The following is a 24,320-nucleotide window of genomic DNA, read 5'->3' on the forward strand; positions in this document are numbered from 1 at the left end:
TGGCATTTTGTATTTGCTTAATAACACTATAATAAAATTTTTAATAAGGAGATACATCATGTTAGAAAATGTCAAAAAATCCCTTTTTAGGGTTTTGTGCTTGGGTGCGTTGTGTTTAGGGGGGCTAATGGCAGAGCAAGATCCTAAAGAGCTTGTGGGTTTGGGTGCAAAGAGCTACAAAGAGCAAGATTTCACTCAAGCTAAGAAATATTTTGAAAAAGCTTGCGATTTGAAAGAAAATAGCGGGTGTTTTAATTTAGGGGTGCTTTATTATCAAGGGCAAGGGGTGGAAAAGAACTTGAAAAAAGCCGCCTCCTTTTACGCTAAAGCTTGCGATTTAAATTACAGCAACGGGTGTCATCTATTAGGGAATTTATATTACAGCGGGCAAGGTGTGTCCCAAAACACCAATAAAGCCTTACAATACTATTCTAAAGCGTGCGACTTGAAATACGCTGAAGGGTGCGCGAGTTTAGGGGGGATTTATCATGATGGTAAAGTGGTAACTAGGGATTTTAAAAAAGCGGTGGAATATTTCGCTAAAGCTTGCGATTTGAACGATGGCGATGGTTGCACGATATTAGGGAGCTTGTATGATGCAGGCAGAGGCGCGCCTAAAGATTTGAAAAAGGCGCTCGCTTCGTATGATAAAGCTTGTGGGTTAAAAGACAGCCCAGGATGCTTTAACGCAGGGAATATGTATCATCATGGCGATGGCGTGGCGAAGAATTTTAAAGAGGCTCTCGCTCGTTATTCTAAAGCATGCGAATTGGAAAATGGCGGAGGGTGTTTCAATCTGGGGGCCATGCAATACAATGGTGAAGGCGTAACAAGGAATGAAAAGCAAGCCATAGAAAACTTTAAAAAAGGCTGTAAATTAGGCGCTAAAGGGGCGTGCGATATTCTCAAGCAGCTTAAGATTAAAGTTTAGTTTGAATAAAGCTTCATCAAACGGCTTTAAAAAGCGCTCTTTTGGGGGTTAGGCGTATTTTAGGGGAGGATTGTTTCAAAACACTCCCTATTCTCTTAAAATAATGAGTTTAAAATAAAATAACCAAAATCCCTTTTTTTGAAGATCAGTTAAAGAGTTGTTAAAGTTTAAATTTATTCTTAAAACCCTTAAGGGTTTTTATGGGTGGGTAGGGGGGCGAAAGTTTGGCTTATGGGCATGATTTCTATGCGGTTGATATTGACATGCAAGGGTTGTTCATAAATCCATAGAACGATGTTAGCAATATCTTGTGGTTTGAGGTAAATGGTGTTTTCATAGACGGATTGGGCTTTTATCTTATCGCCCTTAAAACGCACCATGCTGAATTCGGTTTCACCGCACAAACCGGGCTCAACATTGCTCACTCTAATGTTAGTGCCAGCCAAATCCGCTCGCAAATTTAGAGAAAATTGTTTCACAAACGCCTTACTCGCTCCATAGACATTCCCACCAGGATAGGCGTAAGTGCCAGCGATAGAGCCAAGATTAATAATAGTCCCTTGGTTATGCTCTATCATAGAGGGCAAGATCAAACGAGTGAGATACAACAACCCCTTGATATTCGTGTCTATCATGATTTCCCAGTCGTCTAGCTCGCATTCATAAGCCTTGTTCAAGCCTAGCGCTAAACCGGCGTTATTGATTAAAGCGTCAATGCGATCCGTCATGGAAAAAATAGTTTCTACCGCCCGCTTAGTTTCAAGCTTGTCTTTAAGATCAAAACACAGGGGAATGAAATGCTTGGGATAAGCGAGTTGCAATTCTTGCAAATTCTCTTTTCGCCTCCCTGCGCCAAAAACCACATGGTTTTTTTGTAAAAACGCCTTAGCGATTTCTAACCCAAACCCTGAAGTCGCCCCGCTAACTAGAATGCGCGCCATTTCTATCCTTTAAAATTAGGGTTAAAAAAGCCCCTTAAGCCCTTTTTCAAGCTTTTCTTTGAGCTTATCATCTTTAAGCAAATGGTCTAAACCTTTTTTAAGGGTGTTGTTTTTCAAGATTTCTTTCAAGCCTTGTTGCAGGTTTTGTTGGATGGCTTTTTCGTTTAAAATGAGGGAAAATTTTGGCTGGTGCATGTTGCCTTGAAGTTTCATTTTAAAAATGAATTTTAAGATTTCCGCATCCATGAGCATGTCCATTTGCTTGGTGTTTAAATCCAATAAGCCGTTATGGATTTGTAATTGGGTTTTGGGGCTTTTCATGCTGAGATTAGAGAGCAGGCGTTGCTGGTTGATTTGGCTTACCAGATTGGCATCGTTATAAATTTCTTTAGTAATATCAAATTTAGAAATGGAGTAGAGGAAATCGCTGAATGAATTTTTGATAAATCTTGCGTTTTTTAGGCGGGCTTTCAACACGCCTTGCTTAGCGCTAAAGTCATAATCCAAATTAGCGTCTGCAAGGGATTGGAAAAACTTAGGGTAATTGAATAAATCTAAAGCTTTTAAAGTGGAAATATTGGAAAAACGGGCTTTCAAATCTTTATTTAAAAGCGTGAAATAGAGCGTGCCGTCCAGTAAATTTGAATGGCCGCTGACTTTTAAGAGTTTGGGGCTTTGCTCTATAGCGCCTTTTAAAGTCAAACTCCCTTTTAGGGGGTGGTTGGTAATGTTATGGAGTTTGGCCAGATTGGGTATTTCTAAAGTGTAGGGGGCGTTGAGTTTTAAAGCAGAGAAAAAATATTCGCTTTTTAGGGCTGTAAAATTGGCTAAAGGGCTAGTTATGGTGGTATCGCTGATGGCTTTGTTTTCTTTAAAGTTGCTTGAGTGCGAGAGGTTGAAGATAAGCGTGTCTTTAAGGTTTAAATGAAACATTTGATTGATTAGGGCGTTATTGATTAAAGCGTTATTGGCTGTTAGAGTCAAATGCCCCTCTAAAGGCTTTAGAGAGTTAAAATCCGCTTGTAAAGACACTTTTGCGTTCGCATAAGTGGGGCGGTTGAATAAATAAAGCAAATCTTCTAAATTGGCGTCTTGTGCGTTCAAACTTAAGTGAGAAAGCTTGAAATCGTCTAAAAGGGCGTTGTAGGCAGTGTGGGATTGAGCCACATTAGAGACGCCTTGAATCATAAGGGCTTTTCTATGCCCTTTGATATTCCCAGAAGTAGTAATAGCCCCCCTTAAAGGGTAGGGTATCCATTCTTTGAAAGAGCGTAAATTTTTAATATCTATATGGTAATTCAAATCCACGCTTTGCTTTAAAAGTGAAAAATCACCCTTAAGAATGAGCGTAGAATCATCGTTGGCTTGAGCTTTAAAATCCAAAGAGTTGAATCTCAATTTAAGGGTTTTAACGCTCAAATAGTGCTCGTTCGGATTGATTTTTTTCTCTATATACGAAGCGATGATTTTGTTCCCCCATTCTGTAAAAAGGATGAGATAGGTTGTTAAAAGGCTGATTAAAAGAAGCGCAAGTATGGCATAAAGAAGTCTTTTCATGTTTGTTTGTCCTTGAAGCAAATTGAATGGAATATATTAGCTTGTTTTGTAAGGGTTTCTAACATTTTTTATAAAGCCTTAACGAGCGGTAATAAGGATTTTGATAGCGATAGGGGTTTTATAGATTTTAAAGGACAAAGCAAATAAAAAATATCAATTTAATTCAATCTTTTATCAAGGAGTTTTAAGTTAAAAGACTTGCGGTGTTAAACAAGGACGATCCAATCGTTTAGGATTTTCTCAACCAAACATGATGGATAAAAAAATTCAAGGAGAAAAATAATGGTGGAGAATAGCGGGATCGAACCGCTGACCTCCTGCGTGCAAAGCAGGCGCTCTCCCAGCTGAGCTAATTCCCCAAAGATTGGTAAAAATGGTGGGCTTAGGAGGAGTTGAACCTCCGACCTCACCCTTATCAGGGGTGCGCTCTAACCACCTGAGCTATAAGCCCTTCAAAGTCAATAAAGATGAAATTATAGGTTAAACTTTCTTAAAAAATCCTTAAATAATAAACGGGATTAAGATGTTATAATACCCGTTATTTTTTCATTTCAAAAGGGGTTTTATGGCATTGTTATTCACAGGGGCGTGCGGGTATATAGGCTCGCATACCGCAAGGGCGTTTTTAGAAAAAACCAAAGAAAACATCGTTATTGTAGATGATCTCAGCACCGGTTTTTTAGAACATATCAAAGCGTTAGAGCATTATTACCCTAATAGGGTTGTGTTTATTCAAGCGAATTTGAATGAAACGCAAAAATTGGACGCGTTTTTGAACAAGCAGCAACTAAAAGATCCCATTGAAGCTATCTTGCATTTTGGGGCTAAAATCTCAGTAGAAGAATCCACGCGCTTGCCTTTAGAATACTACACCAACAACACGCTCAACACTTTAGAGCTTGTCAAACTTTGCTTAAAACATGCAATCAAGCGTTTTATTTTTTCTTCTACGGCCGTGGTTTATGGCGAATCTAGTTCAAGCTTGAACGAAGAAAGCCCCTTAAAACCCATTAATCCTTATGGAGCGTCTAAAATGATGAGCGAAAGGATTTTATTGGACACTTCTAAAATAGCGGATTTTAAATGCGTTATTTTGCGCTATTTCAATGTGGCTGGGGCATGCATGCACAATGATTATACCACCCCTTACACGCTAGGCCAGCGCACGCTCAACGCCACGCATTTGATCAAAATCGCATGCGAATGCGCGGTAGGGAAAAGGAAAAAAATGGGGATTTTTGGTGCTAACTACCCCACAAGAGATGGCACTTGCATTAGGGATTATATCCATGTAGATGATTTGGCTAACGCGCATTTAGCGGGCTATCAAACCCTTTTAGAAAAAAATAAGAGCGAGATTTATAATGTCGGCTACAATCAAGGCCATAGCGTGAAAGAAGTGATAGAAAAGGTTAAGGAAATCTCAAACAACGATTTTTTAGTGGAAATTTTAGACAAACGACAGGGCGATCCAGCAAGCCTTATTGCCAATAACGCTAAAATCTTACAAAACACCCCTTTCAAACCCCTTTATAACAACCTAGACACCATTATCAAAAGCGCTCTAGATTGGGAAGAACACCTTTTGAGATTTCAATAATACACCCTGTGCAAATACAAGCCATTAGCCATTATGGGCGTTCTTATAGCGGCTTTGAGGTTGTGGATTTGCGCTTGAATTTCAGCGAGCGTGATTTTTTCTAAGGAGTATTGAACGCACGCTTGAACGATCAAACGCACGCTAGAGCGTAAAAACGCATCGCCAATGATTTTAAACACCACGCACTCATGCCCTGCGATAAAGGTTTTATAAGCAAAAGCGTTAAAAATAACGCGTTTAGGATTGGTTGTCGCCCCGCCTTCTTTTTTAAACATGGAAAAATCATGCTTGCCTGTGAATTGCTTTAAAGCGGTATTTAATAAATCTAGTGAGCCATAATCCCCACAAGCGATATAAGGCGCTAAAAAAGGCGTTTTTAAATTCTTCGTCAAAAGGTAACGATACGCTCTTTTTTGAGCGTCAAAACGCGCATGAAAGTTTTTTTCTTCTAGTTTTTTTAAGACAATATGCGGGGCGAGTTTGGGGGCTAGATAATAAAATAATTTAGCGGCATTCCAGTGTTTTGGAGCGTGAAAAGATAAAACCTGGTTATTCGCATGCACGCCTTTATCCGTGCGCCCAGCCGCAACCACAACGCTTTTAATCCCTAGCGCGTTTAAAGCGCTCTCTATTTTATCTTGAACGCCGAGTTTGTTGGGCTGTTTGGCATAGCCTAAAAAATACGCCCCATCATAAGCGATAGTAGCCTTAAAACAACGCATCTAATAACGCTTTAAAATGAATTTTCTAAACAACAAATAAGAGACAAACGCCCAAATAAAGGGGAAGAAAAAGGTCATCAAAAACAAATCCGTAGAAATCACATGCACCATTAAAAAATAAACCCCAACCGCTCCAAGGACATAAAAATAACTCCAATTCGTTTTGAATCGCGGGTTAGCGATGCCAAATAAGGGGATTAAAAACACGCTCGCTAAAGGGAACAATGAAACTAAAACCGCTTGAGAAAAACGGCGTTTTTGATTTTTATTAGCGTTTTTGCCAAAGGCTTTTTTCCAATAACCTAAATAATCCGTGCCTTGCAAATAAGCCGCATCATTAGAATTGAAAGACTTGAGCTTGTTGCGCAAATGCAATTCTTCAAAATCAACCTTACGCATTTTATCGCCTTGAGTGAAATACGCATGCCCTTTGTATAAATTCAATTCAAACACGCCGTTTTGATTGTTGATATTGCCTTTTTGAGCCAGAATGAAGCTTTCTTGAGAAAGGCTCTTATTGGAAAAAAGCACTAAATTATCATAGGAATTGTTCTCAGCTTTATCCACATACACGAGCCAATCGCCTAATTTTTGCCCGAATTCACCCGCTCTGATGTTAATATCAATCTTGTCTTTTTTTTGACGCAAAAACCCGTAATAAGCGCTCTTAGAAGTGGGGATTAAAATAAGCGAAAACACCAATAAAATCGCGCTCACTAACAAACTCAAAGGCACAAACGCTTTAGTCATTGTTTTAGGCGAAACCCCTAAAGAGAAAAACACTAACAATTCATGGTCATAGCTAAGCCTTGAAAGCCCCAAAGCGCAAGCCGCAAAAAAAGTGATCGGTAAAATAAAAAAAATGGTTCCAGGCAAGGAATACAAAAAGAGTTGCACTAGATCCAAAAAGCTCACTTTAATCACGAGCGTTACGCTTGCAATACTGATTAATAGCACGATAGAGGAGATAAAAAACAGCACTAAAAAGAAAGAGAAAAAAACCTGCGAAACCGCCATGAAAAGATAGTGTTTCATCATGCCTTAATCTTTATTGCACCCCATCTACAACAGGCACAAACAAGCATTTTTCTAACACTTTTTGGACGCGCAAGGCGTTATTTTGCTTCACAAAGCGTTTGATCACTTGCTCGTTATTTTCTTGAATGGGCGCGACTAATATCCCGCCTTCTTCAAGCTGATCGATAAGCGCTTGAGGGATATTTTTAGCGCAAGCAGAGAACAAAATCCTATCATAGGGGGCGTATTGATCCCAACCCTTATTCCCATCAGCGAATTTAACATGAACATTGTCTAAACCCAGAGTTTTAAGGCGCAAACGCGCTTCTAAATACAGGCTCTCAATCCTTTCAATGCTAAAAACGCGCCTGAAAATTTGAGACAGCACCGCCGCTTGATAGCCGCTCCCGCAGCCAATTTCTAACACGCTATCCACATGATCAATTTCTAAATATTGCGTCATTTTGGCCACGGTTAGGGGCGAAGAAATGTATTGTTGCGCTTGCATAGAAAGCGCGTTTAGAGTGTAGGCAAAATGTTTAAAAGGGGCTGGCACAAAAACTTCTCTTTCAATGCTCTCCATAGCCTCTCTCACTTTGGGGTGCAAGTTGAAACGCTTATGGATTTCTTCACACATCAAATGGTTTTTGATACTATTCAAACAAGCCCCTTAAAAATCATCAAAACTCACGCTCCCTTTAGCGTAATTACTCACCCTAGCTTCAAAGAAATTAGAGCGTTGCTCATTGAAACTTGAAAAGCTCTCTACCCATTTAATGGGGTGTTGGACGCCATAAACCTTAGCGATACCCACCTTACTCAAACGGCTATCCGCTAAAAACTGGATGTATTGCTCAATCAAGCTTGAAGTGAGCCCTAAAATCTTGCCTTGCGTGATATAATCCCCCCACAAAGCTTCAATTTCTACCGCTTTTTTAAACATTCCTATGACTTCATTAATCAATTGCGGCGTGAATAGATCCGCTCTTTCATGCCTTAAAGCGTTGATCATGTTTTGGAATAAAATCAAATGCGTTACCTCATCTCTTTGGATAAAACGAATCATTTGCGCTGATCCTAGCATTTTACCGCTCCTAGCTAAAGTGTAAAAATAGCTAAACCCGCTATAAAAATAAATCCCCTCTAAAATCTGGTTAGCAAAAAGCGCTTTGAGAATGTTTTCTTCTGTAGGGTTTTTGGCTAATTCCATATACACTTGCGCGATATAGTCATTCTTGCTTTTTAATTGCATATCGTTACGCCACATGTCATAAATTTCTTCAGTATTCGCGCTAATGCTTTCCACCATCACCGCATACGCATGGCTGTGTAAGGCTTCTTCATAAGCTTGACGCACCAAACACAAATTGATTTCGGGACTGGTGATAAAGGGATTGACATTATCAATTAAATTATTGGTTTGCAAGCTATCCATAAAAATGAGTTGTGCTAAAGCTCTGTCATAGCCGATCTTTTCTTCCGCACTTAATTTCAAATAATCCCTTTTGTCATCATTCATGCTCACTTCTTCAGCAAACCAGGTGTTAGCGAGCATCGTTTTCCACAAATGATCCGCCCATTGATACTTGATTTTATTCAAATCAAACATGCTTGTAGGATTGCCCCCAAAAATCTTTCTTTCATTCACACTTTCTGTAGAATTGGGGTTGTAAATTTTCTTGCGTGAAACTTCCATTTTGTTCCTTAATTTCCTTAAAACCTATCTAATGATATAGCCTTGTTAGAATACCTTAAAAGAATTTAAAACCCCCTAAAAGCCAGAAAAAACTCCAAATTTTAAAAAACTTCAATCTTTCAGTATTTTTAAAGGATTAAAAAGCTAAAATACTGCTTCTTTATTTTCTACTTCTTATGCATGCGATTGCGTGCGGTGTGCGGAAGTGGCGAAATTGGTAGACGCACTAGACTTAGGATCTAGCGCCGCAAGGCATGAAGGTTCGATTCCTTTCTTCCGCACCATTCTTAATGATTAAAATTTGAAGCCCTATAAATGAAACTTATTCTATCTTAAGATTCTCAAAAGTTTTTAAAACGCCATGAGCGATGTTTTGAACGCTCTCTAAACTTAAATTCGCATGACAAGGTAAGGAAATTTCAGCGCGATAAAAATCCTCTGCGCTTTTTAATGGGGCTGTGTTAAAGAGCTGTTGGTATAATTGGTATTGGTAAATGGGCTTGTAATGCACTTGGGCTAAAATGCCACGCTTGTGCAAATTTTCTAAAATGAGTTTTTTGCATGTCAAAAATTTTTGGCGTATTAAAATAGGATAAAGGTGGTTAGAGCTTTTATCTTTTAACAAGGGGTGTAAAGGTGTGAAATAAGGGTTATCTTTAAAAATCCTGTCATAGGTTAGAGCGACTTCTTCTCTTTTTTGCATGAAAAGGGGGGCTTTTTTAAGCTGGCTCAAACCCAAAGCGCTTTGGATTTCATTCAAGCGGAAGTTATGCCCTATGCTTTTGACTTCGCCTTCAAAAAAATCTTTTTTGAACATGCCATGAGAGCGAAACCATTTCATTTTTTCATGCAATTCGCTATCGTTAGTAACGACCGCTCCCCCTTCAGCCGTAGTGATAGGTTTAATGGCATGGAAACTAAACACGCTCGCTAACGCAAAGCCTCCTACTTTTTGGTTTTGATACTCGCTCCCTAGAGCATGCGAGCTGTCAGAAAGAAAACTCAAAGAATGCTTTTTGCAAAGCTTTTGAATGCTTTTTGCTTCCACGCTTTTACCAGCATAATCCACGCTCACTATGGCTTTGGTTTTTTCGTTAATGAGCTTTTCTAGGGCTAATTCATCTATATTGCCATCGTTTTTAATTTCAGCAAATACGGGTTTGTAACCGCTTTCTAAAAGCATGTTAGCCGTCGCCACAAAGCTTATGGGGGTGGTGATGATTTCATTACAACCAGCGTTAAATCCGCTAAAATTCCTATAGAGCGTTAAAAGGGCTGAAGTCGCGCTGTTAAACACTAACGCATGCTTAACGCCCAAAAACTCGCACAAAGCTTCTTCAAACAAAAGAGAGCGTTTGCCTTGCGTGAGCTGTTTGGAATTTAAAACCTCTAAAACAGCCTTTTTATCTTCTTCATCTAAACAAGGCTCGCTATAAGCAAACTCTTTCAAGCGAGCAAGTCTTGCAAGCGAGATGGGGTGATCTTGCTTGTGTCATGGACATCTTGGAATTTTTGAGCGTTCAGTCTCGTTTTATCTAAGGTGTTGTATTCCTTGTTTAAATGATTCGTTTCAGCGAGCTGTTTTTTCCACTGGTGCAAAGAGTTTTGAATGTTTTCTTTCTCACTTTCTAATGATTTTGAAAATTTTTCCAAAGCTTTCGTGTCGTCAATATCAATATTGCTAGGGAGTTTCAAACTATCATTGCCGGATTTTTGATTGAAAGAATCAATCGCTTTGTCTAAACGGCTTTTGAAATGCTCAAAATCGCTTCGATCTTTTCCATTATTATGAGCGTAAGCTTTAGAAATCCCCACCAATTCCTTAGCGTCTTTATCCATGCCTTTTAAGCTTTTAAGGCGGCTTTCTAAATCCCCTATGGCTAGGTTATCCTGCTTGGCTTGTTTGGCTAATTTGATTTTTTCATCATTCTCTGAAAGATTTTGAATTTCTTTATTTTCTTCTTTTCTTGCGTGCGAACCAACCCTTTGGGTGTGGTAATCCCTCACCATCAAAGACGGGTTATAATGATTTGAAATCTTAGACATCTTATCCTCCACTTCATTGGACTTTCTTAAAGATAAGCAAACTCTATTCCTAAAAACATTTTGATCCACTCAATTCTATCTAAAAATATTAATCTAACCCTAAAACCCTTTCTAACTCTTTGATGAGATTTGTAATTTCTTCCAATTCTTTAATATTGAGAGTGAGCTTATAATTGACTTGATTATCAGGATTCATTGGCACCAATTGCTTTTTAAACTCATTTTGTTTCATAAAGTATTTTCTTTCTTTATGAATGTAATTGATCTCATCCTTTTTAAAAATTCTATAAAGCAATTTGTCTTCGCGCACTCCTAAACAAATCAAAAAATCATAGTTGTATCGTGGGTTTATACCATTGAATTGAAAAGTGTTGTTAGTTCTGCCTTTTCGCGCTGTTTTAACTTCAAAGGATACGCCACTTTTTGTCATAATATCGTATTCATCATGAATAACGCCATCATTGATTACTTCGTCTATGGCGTTAAGCACGCTTTTTAAAAACTCTTCACCAATCTGCCCTATAGCGTTGGCTTCAAAATCTCTAATTTTTGAAAAAATAGCGTTGTAATCTTGTCCTAAATTCAATTCTTCATGTTTTTTTCAATAATTTTTAAAAAAGTTTGCTCTAAGTCCATCAATTATCCTTTAAACTATCTAAATGATCATATAAGGCTTGAAAAATATGACTTTTTCCTAAATGATAGCAAGAATTAGTCGCTAAACTTGCGTATTTTGTCCAATCAATCTCTTTGAATAGTTTTTTTAATTTAGCGTTTAAAGCCTTGTTAGTGCTAGTAAATACCACAGCGATACCAGATTTATACTTAACTTCCTCAAAGTTCTCTACAATTTGTGTGCTTTTGTAAAAAGTTGATGAAATGTAAAAAGACGCTTTTTGATTAAAAATCCACTCTTTACCGCATTCTCTGTTTTTAGCTAACGAAACCGTGAAAACCTTGATATACTCGCCAAAGGGTTCTTTATGGCGATTCTTATACCAAAAAATTCACTTTTTTTGTTTTGATACTTTTTGCTCCAAATTTGAAACACGCAATGCACATCCACTTCTTTATTTTTAAAATCTATAAACGCATTTTTTTCTAAGCGTTCGCTATAAAGCAGATTCAAACCTTTCACACGATACTTAATAGAGCCTTTTCCTTGACTTTCAAAGAACATGGGTAGGATGAAACACACAAAATCACAATTTCTAGCATGGTTGATAAATTCTAACGCCATAACCCCACGATGCCCAAAAGGAGGGTTGCCCAAGCAAATCACTTTTTGATGCGTAGGCAATTTATAATTTAAAAAATCGCATTGAATAAATCCATCTCTTTTGGGTTCAATGTCTATACCAATGCGTCTATTTTTAGGGAACAAGTCATAAAACACCCCATCGCCTGCGCTTGGCTCTAAAAAAATAAAGTCATCCAGATTTTCGTATTTTTTAATCACTTCACAAGCTTTTTGAAAGCATTTTAAAGCCACACTAGGCTTAGTGAAATACTGATCTAGAACATTGCTAGAATTTTCTTTCATCTCATTGCCATTGACATAGCGTTTAGGGGTAATTTCTTTAAACAAGGTTTGCATGAAAAAAACTTTACTATAGAATCATAAAATTTAATGCTGATTTTTTCTGATCGTTTAAAATCCTTAAATCATGCTTAAGAAAATCCTTAAAACTTAAAAATTTTCCTCTAAATACTTCGTGTGGATTTTTGCTTGCCTGAAATCCGCATTTTCAAGCATTTCAAGGTGGAAAGGAATGGTCGTTTTAATGCCTTCTACTTTAAATTCCTTTAAAGCCCTTTTCATCTTAGCGATCGCTCTTTCTCTGTTTTCACCCCACACAATGAGCTTGCCAATCATAGAATCATAGTGCGTAGGCACGACATAATGAGCATGCGCATGCGAATCAAGGCGCACATTCACCCCACCAGGAGCGATCCATTCGGTGATTTTGCCCGGGCTTGGGTAGAATTTTTTAGGATCTTCTGCAGTGATTCGGCATTCTATCGCATGCCCTTTGAGGGAAAAGCTTTCTTGCTTGGGCAATTCTTCGCCTTGAGCGATTTTAATCATCCATTCAATGAGGTTTAACCCGCTCACCATTTCGCTAATGGTGTGTTCCACTTGCAAACGAGTGTTCATTTCCATGAAATAAAAATCTTTCATGTTGGAATCCAGCAAAAATTCAAAAGTCCCAGCCCCCACATAGCCGATGTATTTAGCGGCCTTGATCGCTGTTTCTAACAAACGCTTACGAACGCCCTCTTCTAAAACCACTGCCGGGGTTTCTTCAATGAGCTTTTGCTGGCGTCTTTGCACCGAGCAATCCCTTTCGCCCACATGAATGACATTGCCATGCTTATCGGCTAGAATTTGGACTTCAATGTGCTTAGGCTTGTTGATGAATTTTTCTAAATACACGCTCCCATCGCCAAATGCGCTCAAAGCTTCCGTTTCGGCGGCTAGATAAAGGTTTTTGAGCTTGGATTTATCTTCTACGACGCGCATGCCTCTCCCGCCCCCACCAGCGGCCGCTTTAATGATGACAGGGTAGCCGATTTTATCAGCGATTTCTTCAGCTTCTTGATAGCTTTTAAGCAACCCATCACTGCCCTCAATCACAGGCATGCCGGCTTCTTTCATCACGCTTTTGGCTTTGGATTTATCGCTCATTAAAGCCATGACTTTCGCGCTCGGGCCAATAAATTCTAAAGAATGGTGCGAGCAAATCTCTACAAAATTCTGGTTTTCACTCAAAAACCCATACCCAGGGAAAATCGCATCCGCTTCAAACAATTCCGCCGCACTAATGATCGCAGGGATATTCAAGTAACTCTCGCTGGATTTTTCTCCCCCTATACACACTTTGGCGCTAGCCGTATTGAGGTAGTGGGCGTCCTTGTCAGCGATAGAATAAATGGCTATGGATTCTTTACCCATTTCTTGAATGGTTTGGATCGCTCTTAAAGCGATCTCGCCTCTATTAGCGATCAAAATGCGTGAAAGCTCTTTTTTTTCTACCTTTTTATTTTCTTTATTCATGGATTTTAGAGCTTTTCAACTTTGATGAGTTTCGTGCCGTATTCTACCGGTTGAGCGTCTCCCACTTCAACAGAAACCACCTTGCAAGGGTATTCCACTTCAATTTCGTTCATGATTTTCATCGCTTCTACAATGCCCACAATTTGCCCTTTTTTAAGCGTGTCGCCCGCTTTGACATAAGGCTCAGCCCCAGGGGATGGCGCATGATAAAAAGTGCCTACCATAGGCGAAAGCACGAAATCTTCTTTTTTATCCACAATAGGGGTGCATACCATAGGCACAGGGGTTTGGACGCTTGGCATGCTCGCTTCTACCATAATGGGGGCTGGAGAATGGGCGGGATTTAACGCACTTTTTTTCGCATAAGCGGATTCTTTATCCAAAACCAACTCAAAATGCTCATGCTTTAATTTCAAATGCCCTAAATCAGAAGCTTTAAATTCTTTGATCAACTCTTCAATTTCAGAAAGGTTCATAACGATTTATTCCTTAATATTATTTTAAAATATGCCACAAACACATAATCTCACTAACCATAAGCGTTTTTAGCAAAAAATTATTGTTATAATAACATAATTATTAACAAACTTTAAAGGCTTTGTGTATATGGGATTGAAAGCGGATTCTTGGATTAAAAAAATGAGTTTAGAGCATGGCATGATTAGCCCTTTTTGCGAAAAGCAAGTCGGTAAGAATGTGATCAGCTATGGTTTGAGCAGTTATGGGTATGATATTAGAGTGGGGAGTGAGTTCATGCTCTTTGATAACAGAAACGCTTTAATTGACCCTAAAAACTTTGACCCCAACAACGCAACTAAAATTGATGCGAGCCAAGAGGGCTTTTTTATCTTACCCGCTAACGCATTCGCCCTAGCCCATACGATAGAGTATTTTAAAATGCCTAAAGACACCTTAGCGATTTGTTTGGGCAAAAGCACTTACGCCAGATGCGGGATTATTGTGAATGTTACGCCTTTTGAGCCGGAATTTGAAGGCTATATCACGATTGAAATTTCTAACACCACTAATCTACCGGCTAAAGTCTATGCCAATGAGGGGATCGCGCAAGTGGTGTTTTTACAAGGCGATGAGGTGTGTGAGCAAAGCTATAAAGACAGAGGCGGTAAGTATCAAGGGCAAGTGGGTATCACTTTGCCTAAAATTTTAAAGTGATTTGAAGAAAGATAAAAGCGCTTATCCTTGTGATCGTTGTTTATTTTTTAATACAAACAATACCGCAATTTCTCAAAAATGTATTATAATACGAAACTTCAGTTTGATTGAGTTACAAACTCTTTGAGAACAAAACGCTAAACCATTTAGGAAATTACCATGCTAAGATTCGTTAGTAAAACGATTTGCTTAATCGGCTTGTTCAACCCTTTAGAAGCTTTTCAAAAACACCAAAAAGACGGCTTTTTTATAGAAGCCGGGTTTGAAACCGGATTATTAGAAGGCGCACAAACCAAAGAAGAAGCAACAGCTCAAAACACCCAAAAAATCCAAAAAAACCCCCTAACTCACCCGCAAATTAAAGAACAACCTAAAGAACCAAACAAAAGCGATACAGCCACCCCACAAAGCGTTTATGGGAGATACTACATCCAAAAAAGCGCTATTGTAAAAAAGGCGAGCGCTCTATTCACCACAAAAAACATCCCTAATCTCACCTTTGACTCTTTAAATCCTGTGTATGCAAGCGCGGCTAATGGGAGTGTAACGATACAAAACTTTCTGCCTTATGATTTAAGTAATGTTGAGCTTACCTTTAAAGACAAACAAGGTAGAGTAATCCATTTAGGCGTGATAGAGACCATCCCTAAACAATCTCAAATTACCCTGCCTGCAAGCTTGTTTAATGACCCAGAGCTTAACGATCCTGAACTTCTCAAAAAAGACCCTTTTGTTTTCCAACAACTCAAAGCCACTGCCACCCCCTTTTCTGATTTAGGCACAAAGAGTTTGTTTGACAAGATCAGTCAGATCACGACACATGTAGTGATGAGTTATGAAAATGCTAATAACAACAATTTTAAGGGCAATTGCACTAATTGCATGTCAGATTTCACCCCACAAACCGCAGAAGAATTGACTAATTTGATGCTGAACATGATTGCGGTGTTTGACTCTAAAGCTTGGAAAGAAGCCATTTTAAACGCCCCCTTCCAATTTTCTAACAGTTCATCAGAGTGCGGCTCTGATTACCCTAAATGCGTGAACCCTTTCAATAACGGGCGTGTCGCTCACATCTATGAACACTATGTGCTAACCCCTCAATCCGTTGTAGATGCGTTTAGAAGGGCGATCAATCTTGAAGTGAACATCATGAAATCAGGTTTTGTGGGGCTAGGGTATGAACTTGATGAAGGCGATGGCAATTTAGCGATAATGGCTTCTGCATTAAACCCTGAAAAATTGTTTGGTAAAACTTTGAACAAAGTTGATATTGTGGAATTAAGAGACATTATCCATGAATTTAGCCACACTAAAGGCTATACCCATAACGGGAACATGACTTATCAAAGGGTGCGCTTGTGTCAAGAAAACGGCGGAGCTATACAAGAATGTGAGGGTGGGAAAGAAGAATTGGTCAATGGAAAAGAAGAACTAAAATTTACAAACGGAAAAGAAGTAAAAGATCAGGATGGTTACACCTATAATGTATGTTCTTTTTATAAGGACAACCACCAAGTCTATACAGCGGGCAATTACCCCAATTCCATTTATACGAATTGCGCTCAAGTCCCCGCTGGGCTTATAGGGGTTACCACCGTTGTTTGGCAACAGCTCATCAACCAAAACGCTCTGCCTATTAATTTCGCTAATTTGAGCAGCCAAGCCAACTATTTAGACGCCAGTTTGAACACACAAAATTTTGCAACCTCTATGGTCAGTGCGATCGCACAAAATTTTTCCACCACTTCCACCACCACTTACCGCTCTTCAAGTAAGAATTTTAGAAGCCCTATTTTAGGGGTTAATGTTAAAATAGGCTACCAACATTATTTCAATGACTACATAGGGTTAGCCTATTACGGCATCATCAAATACAACTACGCTCAAGCTAACGATGAAAAAATCCAGCAATTAAGCTATGGTGGGGGAATGGATGTGTTATTTGATTTCATCACCACTTATACCCATAAAAAGCAAGACAATCCCACTAAAAAAATTTTTGCTTCCTCTTTTGGGGTGTTTGGGGGGTTAAGGGGCTTATACAACAGCTACTATGTTTTCAACCAGGTCAAAGGAAGCGGTAATTTAGATATAGTTACTGGGTTTAATTACCGCTACAAGCATTCCAAATATTCTGTAGGCATTAGCGTTCCTTTAATCCAAAGCGGTATTAAAATCGCTTCTAATAATGGCATCTATGCGGACTCTGTTGTTTTGAATGAGGGGGGTAGCCATTTTAAAGTGTTTTTTAATTACGGGTGGATTTTCTAGGATTTAAAATCCCCAATAACCCCCTAAACTTGCGCGATACTCGCCACAAACACGCATGCACTCTCAGACTTTAGCACCATGTCTAATGGGATGCGATAAATTCCACGCTCTTTAAAATACCCTCTTTCTTGTTCGCTAAAGCCCCCTTCAGGCCCTATGATAACGCCCTTTTCAAAACCCATGCTTGTGGGCAAAGTTTCGCCCTTAAAATCCAAAACGCTCGCTTTAGGGTAAGCTTTTAGTGCCTCTTTAGTGTTTGAAAACACTTCCAATTCCATTAAAGCGCTCCTACCGCATTGCTCGCAAGAATGAATCAAAATCTTTTGAAAGCGCTCTAATTTAGCGCTGTCTATTTTTTCATTACGCTGGCTAAAATCCGCATAGAATAAACTCAACTTGCTCACGCCTAACTGGTTTAAAAAGGGTAGGATTTTTTCAACGCTTTTGATTTCAATCACGCTTAAAATCAAATGCGTTTTTTTACTGGCCATAACCTCTAATAATCGCCCGCCCACTAGCTTTAAAAGGGCGTGTTTTTTAGTGATTTCTGCATGCTCATAGGTGTATAAAAAGCCGTCTTTTAAGTTTCTTAAATCCAAACGACTCGCGCTTTTGATGCGTCTTGATCGGTATAAATGCGTATAACTCTCGCCTTCTATTTTTAAAACAGGCTCTTTGGCTAAAGGGTGGTAGACAAAACGCATTCAAAGGCCCATTAACACAACAATAAGAATCGTTTCTAAAAAATACAGGATTTTAGCCTTTTTGATATACGCTTCCATCCTCTCTTTTTTAGTGATAGCGAATTTCACGCTTTTATGGCGTTTGATTTCTGCTATCAGCATCAACAACAGCCCTAAAAGCATGACAACAGCGCTAAAAGAAAATTCAAATTGTTGCATCGCCCAAATAAAAATCCCGCTCAAAAGAGCGATGCTTAAAAGAATGTAAATCGCTGGCATGACAAGATAGATTTTTTTGTTCAATTGGATCAAATTTTTCTCTTTAAAAAGGGTGTAAAGATTGATCATAAAGGCTAGGGCAAGCAGGGCGGCAAAAAAGGCATGGATAAGCAAGGATTGAGCCATCACAGAAGAATCTTGTGTATTTAATGCTTGCAAACTCATCTCTAACATTAACTTCTTTCTAACGATTTATTTTTTATTAATCGTTTTATTTTAGCATGCACCAATGAATTTAATCAATGAAAAGCTGAATAATTTAGAAAATAACGCCGCAAAATCCCCCAAAGAAGCAGTCGTTCTTTTGAATATGGGAGGGCCTAACAGCCTTTATGAAGTGGGGGTGTTTTTAAAAAACATGTTTGATGACCCCTTTATCCTTACCATTAAAAATAATTTTATGCGTAAAATGGTGGGTAAAATGATTGTCAATAGCCGCATAGAAAAATCCAAAAAAATCTATGAAAAATTAGGAGGCAAATCCCCTTTAACGCCTATCACATTCGCCCTTACAGAGCGTTTGAACCAATTGGATCCTTCTCGCTTTTACACTTATGCGATGCGTTATACCCCCCCTTATGCGTCTATGGTCTTGCAAGATTTAGCCTTAAAAGAGGTAGAAAGCTTGGTGTTTTTTTCCATGTATCCGCAATATTCTAGCACGACCACCCTTTCTAGTTTCAATGACGCTTTTAACGCTCTCAAATCTTTAGAAACTTTCCGCCCTAAAGTGCGAGTCATAGAGCGCTTTTATGCTGACAAAAAGCTTAATGAAATCATTTTAAACACGATTTTAAGCGCCCTAAACAACCGCAAAAGCCAGGATTTTGTCTTAATCTTTTCCGTCCATGGATTACCTAAAAGTGTTATTGATGCCGGCGATACTTACCAGCAAGAATGCGAACACCATGTGAGTTTGCTAAAAGAGTTGATGCAACAAAAGAATATCCCTTTTAAAGAAGTCTTACTCTCTTATCAATCCAAGCTAGGGCCTATGAAATGGCTAGAGCCAAGCACTGAAGAATTGATAGAAAAGCACCGCAAGTCTCATATTATTATCTATCCTTTAGCTTTCACGATTGATAATTCTGAAACGCTCTATGAATTAGACATGCAATACCGCTTGATGGCAGAGCGCTTGGCAATTAAAGAATATTTAGTTTGCCCATGCTTAAACGATTCCATAGAGTTCGCAAAATTTATCATTGAACGGGTTAAAAATCTCAAGGAATAGTAAAATGCGCATAAAAAAGCGATTATTGTAGTAAGATACCTAGTTTCCAAACCCATTAAAAGATAAAGGTTATTTCATGTTTTCACTCTCTTATGTTTCCAAGAAATTTTTAAGCGTTTTATTATTGATTTCGCTATTTTTAAGCGCTTGCAAATCCAACAATAAAGACAAGTTAGATGAAAATCTTTTAAGCTCCGGCTCTCAAAGCTCCAAAGAATTAAACGATGAGCGAGACAACATAGACAAAAAGAGCTACGCCGGTTTAGAAGATGTTTTTTTAGACAATAAGTCCATTAGCCCTAATAACAAATACATGCTTTTAGTGTTTGGCCGTAATGGTTGCTCCTATTGCGAAAGGCTTAAAAAAGATCTCAAAAATGTCAAAGAATTGCACGACTATATTAAAGAGCATTTTAGCGCTTACTATGTCAATATCAGCTACTCCAAAGAGCATGATTTTAAAGTCGGCGATAAGGATAAAAATGATGAAAAAGAAATCAAAATGTCCACAGAAGAATTAGCGCAAATTTATGCCGTCCAATCCACCCCTACGATTGTTTTATCCGATAAAACCGGCAAAACCATCTATGAATTGCCCGGCTATATGCCCTCTACGCAATTTTTAGCCGTGTTAGAATTTATCGGCGATGGGAAGTATCAAGACACGAAAAACGATGAGGATCTCACTAAAAAATTAAAGGCTTACATCAAGTATAAAACCAACCTTTCTAAAAGCAAGTCTAACTAGGAAAGTCTAATGAAGAATCTCAAAAGCCTGCTTTCTTTTTTGCTGGCTTCTTTTTGGGTCGCTATCCCTTTAATGGCACTCTATGCCTTAGCGTGCGCGATAGCCACTTTTATAGAAAACGATTACGGCACGAGCGCGAGTAAGGCGATTGTGTATAACACCCCTTGGTTTAATTTCTTGCATGCGTATTTGTTGGTGGTTTTAATAGGCACATTCATTAATTCTAAAGCTTTAGAGCGCAAAAGATACGCAAGCCTTTTTTTCCACAGCTCCTTGATTTTAATCATTTTAGGGGCAGCCATCACACGATTTTTTGGCGTAGAAGGGCTTATGCATGTGCGAGAAAATAGCGCGCAAAGCTCTTTTGAAAGCACGGACACTTACCTTAATATCACTCTTAATGACACCACCAAACTTTCTTTAAAAACGCCTTTAACCTTTTATTATTCCAAACGATTAAGACCCATTCATGCCACTTTAGATCACAAGCCTTTGATTTTAGAACCCTTAGAGATTTACAAGCAAAACGCCATTAAAAAAGATGACGCTACCATTTTAGTGTTAAAAGCGACCTATAACGGCGTGAGCCACAAATTCAACCTCATTAAAAACAACAGGAATGAAGGCATAGAAGAAAGCGAGACGTTTAAAGACGACAAGCTCTCTTTAAGTTTTGGATCCGCTTACATTGAATTGCCCTTTCAAATCAAACTGAAGCGTTTTGAGTTAGAGCGTTACGCCGGTTCTATGAGCCCTTCATCTTACGCTTCAGAAGTGGAAGTTTTGAAATTGGATAACACCTTGATCAAACCTTATAGGATTTTTATGAACCATGTTTTAGATTATGAAGGCTATCGCTTTTTCCAATCTTCCTATGATACGGATGAAAAAGGCACGATCCTCTCTGTCAATAAAGACCCGGGTAAAATCCCCACTTATTTAGGGTATATGATGCTTATTTTAGGGGCTTTGTGGTTGCTTTTGGATAAGAACGGGCGTTTTTTGAAGCTTTCACGCTTTTTAAAATCCCAACAAGCCGCTAGTTTCTTGATCGCTTTAATTTTGATCAGCCCTTTTACTTCCTCGTTCGCCAATGAAGCTCCAATTGACATGCATGGGGGCAAAAGCACTCCAACAGAACGACAAAGCGTAGAAAATTCCGCCAATAAAGAGGATTCTAAAAGCGCTGTTTTAGAGCGTTTGAAGCATTTAAGAGAGTATTCCAAAGACCACTTAAAAGCCTTTCAAAGGCTTCAAGTCCAGGATTTTGACGGGCGTATCAAACCCCTTGATACCATTAGCATTGAGTATATCCATAAGATTTTAAAAAAAGATGATTTTCAGGGGCTAAACGCCATGCAAACGCTTTTAGGGATCATGTTTTTCCCCAATGATTGGCGCAGTATTAAGATGATTTACACTTCTAGTAAAGCCTTAAGAAAGCTTATCGGCACGCCTTTAGACGAGAGCCGTATCGCTTTTAGAGACGTGTTTGATAGCCGTGGGTATAAATTAAAAAATCTTGTTGAAGAAGTCAATCAAAAATCCCCCAATGCGCGCAACGAGTTGGATAAAGATGTCTTAAAAGTAGATGAACGAATCAACTTAGTCTATACGCTTTTTAGCGCTCAATTTTTACGCATTTTCCCTAGCGATAAAACCACCGCTTGGCTCTCGCCTATTGAAGCGATCAACAGCCCCAATAAAGAAATTTCAAGCGTGGCAACGGCGTTTTTAAAAAATATTTTTAGCGGGTTTGATGACGCTTTAAAAACCAATCAATGGGATAAAGTAGAAAAAACCCTAAAAGATTTGAGCGTTTACCAACAAGAGCATGCCAAAAACCTCTATTTGCCCTCTTCTAAAGTGGATTCTGAAATTTTTTTAAACCACACCAATTTTTTTAACCGCCTGACTTTGCCTTATATTTTTCTAGGGTTGTTGCTTTTTATCGTTGTGATCAGCTCTCTTGTTAAAAACACGATTCCAAATGTTTGGCCCACTAAAATCCTTTATGTGGCTATCTTGCTTTGCGCACTCGCTCATTCTATGGGGCTAGTTTTACGCTGGTATGTGAGCGGGCATTCGCCTTGGAGCAACGCTTATGAGTCCATGCTTTATATCGCATGGGCTTCTGTTATCGCAGGGTTTGTTTTACGCTCCAAACTCGCACTATCGGCTTCTAGCTTTTTGGCCGGTATCGCGCTCTTTGTGGCTCATTTAGGCTTTATGGATCCTCAAATTGGCCATTTAGTGCCGGTGTTAAAATCCTATTGGCTCAATATCCATGTTTCTGTCATCACCGCTAGTTATGGCTTTTTAGGTTTGTGTTTTGTGCTAGGGATTTTAAGTTTGGTTTTGTTTATTTTGCGCAAACAAGGGCGTTTCAATTTGGACAAAACCATCCTCTCCATTAGTGCTATCAATGAAATGAGCATGATTTTAGGCCTGTTCATGCTCACAGCCGGGAATTTCTTAGGCGGGGTGTGGGCGAATGAATCTTGGGGGCGCTATTGGGGGTGGGACCCTAAAGAAACCTGGGCATTGATTTCTATTTGCGTCTATGCTTTAATCTTGCATTTGCGTTTTCTAGGCTCTCAAAATTGGCCCTTTATTTTAGCGAGCAGCAGCGTTTTAGGGTTTTATTCGGTTTTAATGACTTATTTTGGCGTGAATTACTACCTTTCTGGCTTACACAGCTATGCCGCAGGCGATCCCTTGCCTATCCCTACTTTTTTATACTTTTTAGTAGCGATACCTTTTGCTCTCGTGATCTTGGCGTATTTCAAACGCCATTTGAGTTTGCCTAAATTGGTTTAAAGGATAACCATGTTCCAACCCTTACTAGACGCCTTTATAGAAAACGCTTCACCTTTATTGGAACTATCTCAAAACACCTCTTTTAAAATCTATCGCAAAGCCTATCAAAAATCCTTACCTTTGTTGCGTTTAATAAGGAGATGGGTTAAAAAGTAAGTTTGTAAAACAAACCCATCAAACCCCTTGCGCTATCATCGCAGACGCTACTTTTCTAAAACCAGCGATATTAGCCCCTAACACAAAATTAGTAGGGTCTTTAAACTCTTTAGCGGTTTGAGAGACATTCTTATAAATCTCTTTCATAATGTGGTGTAATTTCGCATCCACCACTTCAAAACTCCAAGGGTGCATGCTCGCGTTTTGCGCCATTTCCAAGCCGCTCACGCTCACCCCCCCAGCATTAGCCGCCTTGCCTATGCCATAAGAAATCTTAGCTTGTAAAAACAATCCAATCGCTTCATTGCTTGAGGGCATGTTCGCCCCTTCAGCCACGCATTTGCACCCGTTAGAAAGGAGGGTTTTAGCGTCTAAAACGCTCAATTCATTCTCGGTCGCGCTAGGAAAAGCCGCAAAACAAGGCACATGCCACACCGCATTCCCCCCTTTGGGGTAATTTTCTATGGGGGTGTATTTCGCGCTCTTTTTTTCTAAAGCGTATTCTTTGATCCTCCCACGACGCGCTTCTTTAATCTCTTTCAAAAGCTCTAAATCAATGCCGTCTTTATCGTAAATCATGCCATTAGAATCGCTCGCCGTTACCGGTTTGGCTCCTATTTGAAGCAATTTTTCAATGGTATAAATTGCGACATTACCGCTCCCAGAAACGCTGCAAACCTTGCCCTCTAAAGAGCTGTTCCTCTCTTGCAACATTTCTTCCGCAAAATACACGCACCCATAGCCGGTAGCTTCTTTTCTGCACAAGCTCCCCCCATAAGCGAGTCCTTTACCGGTCAATACGCCCTCAAAACGATTGACTAATTTTTTGTATTGCCCAAACAAATAGCCAATCTCTCTTTCGCCCACGCCAATATCCCCAGCTGGCACATCAGTCGTGGCTCCAATATGGCGGTATAATTCATTCATGAACGCTTGGCAAAAACGCATGATTTCATGCTCGCTCTTCCCTTTAGGGTCAAAATCGCTCCCCCCCTTAGCGCCCCCCATAGCCAAAGTGGTGAGCGAATTTTTCAGCACTTGTTCAAAGCCTAAAAACTTGATCACGCTTTCATTCACGCTAGGGTGGAATCTCAAACCTCCCTTATAAGGGCCAATAGCTGAATTGAATTCAACCCTACACCCTCGATTGACTTGGATTTGATGGTTATCATCTAGCCAACACACCCTAAAAAAAATCTCCCTTTCAGGCTCAATCAAACGCTCTAAAACCGCATGCTTTTCATAACTTTTATCGCTGTCTAAAAGGGGTTTTAAAGAAGTGATAGCTTCATAGACGGCCTGATGGAACTCTTTTTGATAGGGGTATTTTTTCTGTAAAGATTGGAGGATTTTTTCAATATACATAAGCGGCATCCTTTATGATT

General features: G+C 39.2%; 20 protein-coding genes, 3 tRNA genes and 3 pseudogenes. 9 read left to right on the top strand and 17 right to left on the bottom strand.

Features of this window, described 5'->3' with window-relative positions; translation table 11 throughout:
- Window positions 1–58: 58 nt before the first annotated feature.
- Window positions 59–931, top strand: a complete 873-nt coding sequence (gene hcpC / locus DV63_RS11875; RefSeq protein WP_000892783.1) for a Sel1-like repeat protein HcpC — start codon at window positions 59–61, stop codon at window positions 929–931.
- Between the two features lie 188 nt (window positions 932–1,119).
- Here hcpC and DV63_RS11880 read toward each other — a convergent pair whose 3' ends face one another.
- The 4 genes from DV63_RS11880 to DV63_RS11895 all read right to left on the bottom strand — a co-directional run bounded on the left by DV63_RS11880 (window position 1,120) and on the right by DV63_RS11895 (window position 3,880).
- Entirely contained in the window at window positions 1,120–1,872 is a 753-nt protein-coding gene (locus DV63_RS11880) for an SDR family oxidoreductase (protein WP_000101120.1), read from the bottom strand.
- Between the two features lie 21 nt (window positions 1,873–1,893).
- The gene (locus tag DV63_RS11885; protein WP_000826263.1) at window positions 1,894–3,429 is read right to left on the bottom strand and encodes a hypothetical protein; all 1,536 of its coding nucleotides are present in this window, start codon (window positions 3,427–3,429) and stop codon (window positions 1,894–1,896) included.
- 283 nt (window positions 3,430–3,712) lie between these two features.
- A tRNA-Ala gene (locus DV63_RS11890) sits at window positions 3,713–3,788 on the bottom strand.
- A gap of 15 nt (window positions 3,789–3,803) precedes the next feature.
- Window positions 3,804–3,880 (bottom strand) — tRNA-Ile (locus DV63_RS11895).
- Window positions 3,881–3,994: 114 nt separating this feature from the next.
- Between DV63_RS11895 and galE the strand changes: the two genes are divergently transcribed.
- Window positions 3,995–5,029, top strand: a complete 1,035-nt coding sequence (gene galE / locus DV63_RS11900) for a UDP-glucose 4-epimerase GalE (protein WP_001196137.1) — start codon at window positions 3,995–3,997, stop codon at window positions 5,027–5,029.
- Here galE and truA read toward each other — a convergent pair.
- From truA to DV63_RS11920, 4 genes are read right to left on the bottom strand one after another with little or no spacing between them, the layout of a single operon-like run.
- Window positions 5,023–5,751, bottom strand: a complete 729-nt coding sequence (truA, locus tag DV63_RS11905) for a tRNA pseudouridine(38-40) synthase TruA (RefSeq protein ID WP_001203313.1) — start codon at window positions 5,749–5,751, stop codon at window positions 5,023–5,025. The genes galE and truA overlap by 7 nt on opposite strands.
- A complete protein-coding gene (locus DV63_RS11910) occupies window positions 5,752–6,789 on the bottom strand; it encodes an LptF/LptG family permease (RefSeq protein WP_000975502.1) in 1,038 nt (345 codons plus the stop codon). It abuts the gene before it with no gap.
- Window positions 6,790–6,799: 10 nt separating this feature from the next.
- Window positions 6,800–7,429 carry a protein-L-isoaspartate O-methyltransferase gene (pcm, locus tag DV63_RS11915; protein WP_001084538.1) on the bottom strand — a complete coding sequence of 210 codons (630 nt, stop codon included), beginning with the start codon at window positions 7,427–7,429 and terminating at the stop codon, window positions 6,800–6,802.
- Window positions 7,430–7,438: 9 nt separating this feature from the next.
- Window positions 7,439–8,464: a ribonucleotide-diphosphate reductase subunit beta gene (locus DV63_RS11920; protein ID WP_000454016.1), complete on the bottom strand. Its 1,026-nt coding sequence runs from the start codon at window positions 8,462–8,464 to the stop codon at window positions 7,439–7,441.
- Between the two features lie 199 nt (window positions 8,465–8,663).
- On the opposite strand from DV63_RS11920, the gene DV63_RS11925 reads away from it, so the two are divergent.
- A tRNA-Leu gene (locus DV63_RS11925) sits at window positions 8,664–8,748 on the top strand.
- A gap of 38 nt (window positions 8,749–8,786) precedes the next feature.
- Here DV63_RS11925 and pseC read toward each other — a convergent pair.
- From pseC to accB, 6 genes and pseudogenes are all read right to left on the bottom strand, one after another.
- A complete protein-coding gene (gene pseC, locus DV63_RS11930) occupies window positions 8,787–9,914 on the bottom strand; it encodes a UDP-4-amino-4,6-dideoxy-N-acetyl-beta-L-altrosamine transaminase (protein ID WP_000657276.1) in 1,128 nt (375 codons plus the stop codon).
- A complete protein-coding gene (locus DV63_RS11935; protein WP_000036563.1) occupies window positions 9,911–10,510 on the bottom strand; it encodes a hypothetical protein in 600 nt (199 codons plus the stop codon). The genes pseC and DV63_RS11935 overlap by 4 nt, the downstream gene beginning before the upstream one ends.
- 88 nt (window positions 10,511–10,598) lie before the next feature.
- Window positions 10,599–11,146: pseudogene (locus DV63_RS11940) on the bottom strand (restriction endonuclease).
- Window positions 11,146–12,107: pseudogene (locus tag DV63_RS11945) on the bottom strand (SAM-dependent methyltransferase). The pseudogenes DV63_RS11940 and DV63_RS11945 overlap by 1 nt, the downstream one beginning before the upstream one ends.
- A gap of 93 nt (window positions 12,108–12,200) precedes the next feature.
- Entirely contained in the window at window positions 12,201–13,568 is a 1,368-nt protein-coding gene (locus tag DV63_RS11950) for an acetyl-CoA carboxylase biotin carboxylase subunit (RefSeq protein ID WP_001031281.1), read from the bottom strand.
- 5 nt (window positions 13,569–13,573) lie between these two features.
- Entirely contained in the window at window positions 13,574–14,044 is a 471-nt protein-coding gene (gene accB, locus DV63_RS11955; protein ID WP_001053815.1) for an acetyl-CoA carboxylase biotin carboxyl carrier protein, read from the bottom strand.
- 130 nt (window positions 14,045–14,174) lie between these two features.
- On the opposite strand from accB, the gene dcd reads away from it, so the two are divergent.
- Window positions 14,175–14,741, top strand: coding sequence for a dCTP deaminase (gene dcd, locus DV63_RS11960; RefSeq protein ID WP_000523118.1), 567 nt, complete (start codon window positions 14,175–14,177; stop codon window positions 14,739–14,741).
- Window positions 14,742–14,900: 159 nt separating this feature from the next.
- Entirely contained in the window at window positions 14,901–17,015 is a 2,115-nt protein-coding gene (locus DV63_RS11965; RefSeq protein WP_000943627.1) for a porin family protein, read from the top strand.
- Between the two features lie 23 nt (window positions 17,016–17,038).
- On the opposite strand, the gene DV63_RS11970 is transcribed toward DV63_RS11965, so the two are convergent.
- Window positions 17,039–17,719, bottom strand: a complete 681-nt coding sequence (locus DV63_RS11970; protein ID WP_001213179.1) for a 16S rRNA (uracil(1498)-N(3))-methyltransferase — start codon at window positions 17,717–17,719, stop codon at window positions 17,039–17,041.
- Entirely contained in the window at window positions 17,720–18,151 is a 432-nt protein-coding gene (locus tag DV63_RS11975) for a hypothetical protein (RefSeq protein ID WP_000892121.1), read from the bottom strand.
- 55 nt (window positions 18,152–18,206) lie between these two features.
- On the opposite strand from DV63_RS11975, the gene hemH reads away from it, so the two are divergent.
- From hemH to DV63_RS11995, 4 genes and pseudogenes are all read left to right on the top strand, one after another.
- The gene (hemH, locus tag DV63_RS11980; RefSeq protein ID WP_001049038.1) at window positions 18,207–19,211 is read left to right on the top strand and encodes a ferrochelatase; all 1,005 of its coding nucleotides are present in this window, start codon (window positions 18,207–18,209) and stop codon (window positions 19,209–19,211) included.
- Window positions 19,212–19,287: 76 nt separating this feature from the next.
- Complete coding sequence (locus DV63_RS11985; RefSeq protein ID WP_000492198.1) at window positions 19,288–19,959, top strand: SoxW family protein; 672 nt, start codon at window positions 19,288–19,290, stop codon at window positions 19,957–19,959.
- 9 nt (window positions 19,960–19,968) lie between these two features.
- Complete coding sequence (locus tag DV63_RS11990; protein ID WP_000793264.1) at window positions 19,969–22,779, top strand: cytochrome c biogenesis protein; 2,811 nt, start codon at window positions 19,969–19,971, stop codon at window positions 22,777–22,779.
- 27 nt (window positions 22,780–22,806) lie between these two features.
- A pseudogene (locus DV63_RS11995) lies at window positions 22,807–22,935 on the top strand (fucosyltransferase); the annotation flags it as partial.
- Between the two features lie 18 nt (window positions 22,936–22,953).
- Here DV63_RS11995 and gdhA read toward each other — a convergent pair.
- Window positions 22,954–24,300, bottom strand: coding sequence for an NADP-specific glutamate dehydrogenase (gene gdhA, locus DV63_RS12000; protein WP_000275128.1), 1,347 nt, complete (start codon window positions 24,298–24,300; stop codon window positions 22,954–22,956).
- Between the last annotated feature and the right edge of the window lie 20 nt (window positions 24,301–24,320).

The organism is Helicobacter pylori FD535 (assembly GCF_000296015.2).
GTDB classification, from domain to species: Bacteria; Campylobacterota; Campylobacteria; order Campylobacterales; family Helicobacteraceae; genus Helicobacter; species Helicobacter pylori_CT.